This is a genomic window from Aeromonas cavernicola, from assembly GCF_002795305.1.
Classification (GTDB): Bacteria; Pseudomonadota; Gammaproteobacteria; order Enterobacterales; family Aeromonadaceae; genus Aeromonas; species Aeromonas cavernicola.
The window spans coordinates 1-1743 of record NZ_PGGC01000167.1 but is presented as its reverse complement, the minus strand read 5'-3'; the positions used below and the strand labels follow the sequence as shown (position 1 = coordinate 1743).

2 protein-coding genes are annotated in these 1743 nt (G+C 41.3%); both read left to right on the top strand.

Annotated features, from left to right (window positions below; genetic code table 11):
* Nucleotides 1-37 precede the first annotated feature (37 nt).
* On the top strand, nucleotides 38-463 hold the full coding sequence (locus CUC53_RS16025) for a flagellar protein FlaG (protein WP_100295061.1): 426 nt from the start codon (nucleotides 38-40) through the stop codon (nucleotides 461-463).
* Nucleotides 464-486: 23 nt separating this feature from the next.
* Nucleotides 487-1743, top strand: a 1257-nt coding sequence (fliD, locus tag CUC53_RS16020) for a flagellar filament capping protein FliD (RefSeq protein WP_100295060.1), incomplete at its 3' end; no start/stop codon positions are given.

The window sequence follows — 1743 nt, the reverse complement described above, 5'->3', positions numbered from 1 at the left end:
ATGACACGATATGACTGATTAGAATGGGAGAAAATCGATGACAACTGAACTTAACATTTTGTCATCTGCCAATGGCGCTTCCGTACAATCAAATGACAAGAGCGGCCAAACGGCCGCTCAATTACTTTCTGGGGTGGTGGTAGCAGAAACGGGGGGCGAGGCAACTAAAAATGCCATCTATGGTGCCCCTCAGTTGCAAACATTGCAAAGTACGAAGGATATTGAAGAACAGGTACAAAATTTGCAGGAGTTTAGCCAGTTACAGGGCTGGACTGTTAGTTTTAGTATCGAAAAAAGCTTGGGGCAGGTGGTCATTAGGGTGATCGACGCTGATACTAGAGCAGTGATTCGACAAATTCCTAGTGAAGAACTGCTTGATATTTATAAAAGATTCCAAGCATTACGGCAGGGAGATGCTGGCGCTAATCCAAAGCGTGGTTTATTGCTAAACCATGAGATATAAATTGAAAAATGAGGAGACATGATATGGCTATTACTTCTGCCGGTGCTGGTTCTGGAATCGATTTCGAAAGTGTAATTGCTGCAAGTCTTGCAGCGAAGAAAGCCCAACTCTATCAACCTATTATTGCCAAACAGAACAGTACTCAGATAACACTTTCAGGTATTGGTCAGCTTAAATCATCAATCACGGCTTTTACTGATATTCTTGATACCATGAGTAAGCCAGGTGCATTTAATAAACGTGCGATAAGTATTAATCAGGATAAAGATGATCCTGTAATGAAGGTTGAAAGTAAAAGCGATGGTGCGAATGGCCAATATGACATCACCGTTAATAAACTAGCTGAGACAAGCCGCTTCGAAGGGGTTTTTGATAGTTCAACCACTCCCCTTGTTACCGAAGATGGCCAGCTGACATTTAATGCCGGTGACAAAGAATTTACTGTTGATGTCAAAGCTGGTGATACGCTACAAACTATTCGCACGCGGATTAACGAAAATGGTGATAATTTTGGACTCACTGCAAACATCGTTAATACTGCTGATGGTAAGGCAAAACTGGTTATTGATTCTGGGGTGTCAGGTGATGGTAATGATTTAACGATCACAGGGAGTAACGCCGAACTGGGTTCGCTATCGAGTATCATGCAAAAAACTCGTAGTGCGAGTAGTGCTGAGATAGTTGTTGATGGAAATACACTAACGAGTGACACCAACGTATTTGATGATTCAATTCAAGGTTTAAAACTCACCGTGTTGCGTGTTTCGGACAAGGATAGTGCTGGGAATGTAAAGTCGAATAAAGTAGAAGTCACCACTGATAAAACTGCAGTCAAAGATATGGTTAAGCAGTTTATCGATGGCTACAATGCACTCCAAGATAAAATGGATGAGTTAGGGAAGCGCAGTACCATCATTGGTGGTGCGAGACAAAACGATGGTGGACTTTTAGCTGGCGATTCAACAACCCGTCTAATTAGTGACTTCATGGCCAACACTATTACTAGTCCAAGTAAGTCAAGTTCTACTTACTCGACAGTATTTGAAATTGGAATTAAGATGGACAATAAAGGTAGATTGTCTATTGATGAAGAAAAATTTGATGAAGCTCTTGATAAAAACTTCGATCAGGTCTCTGCGTTGTTTGGAGGAGAAAATGGCGTTGCTAGTACCCTTAACCAAGGGTTGAAAGAGTATACCAAATCTGGTGGTTTGTTAGCCCAAAGAACGGATGAGCTTAATTCAGATTTACGTGCTTTAAATCAAAAACAAGCAACAGCA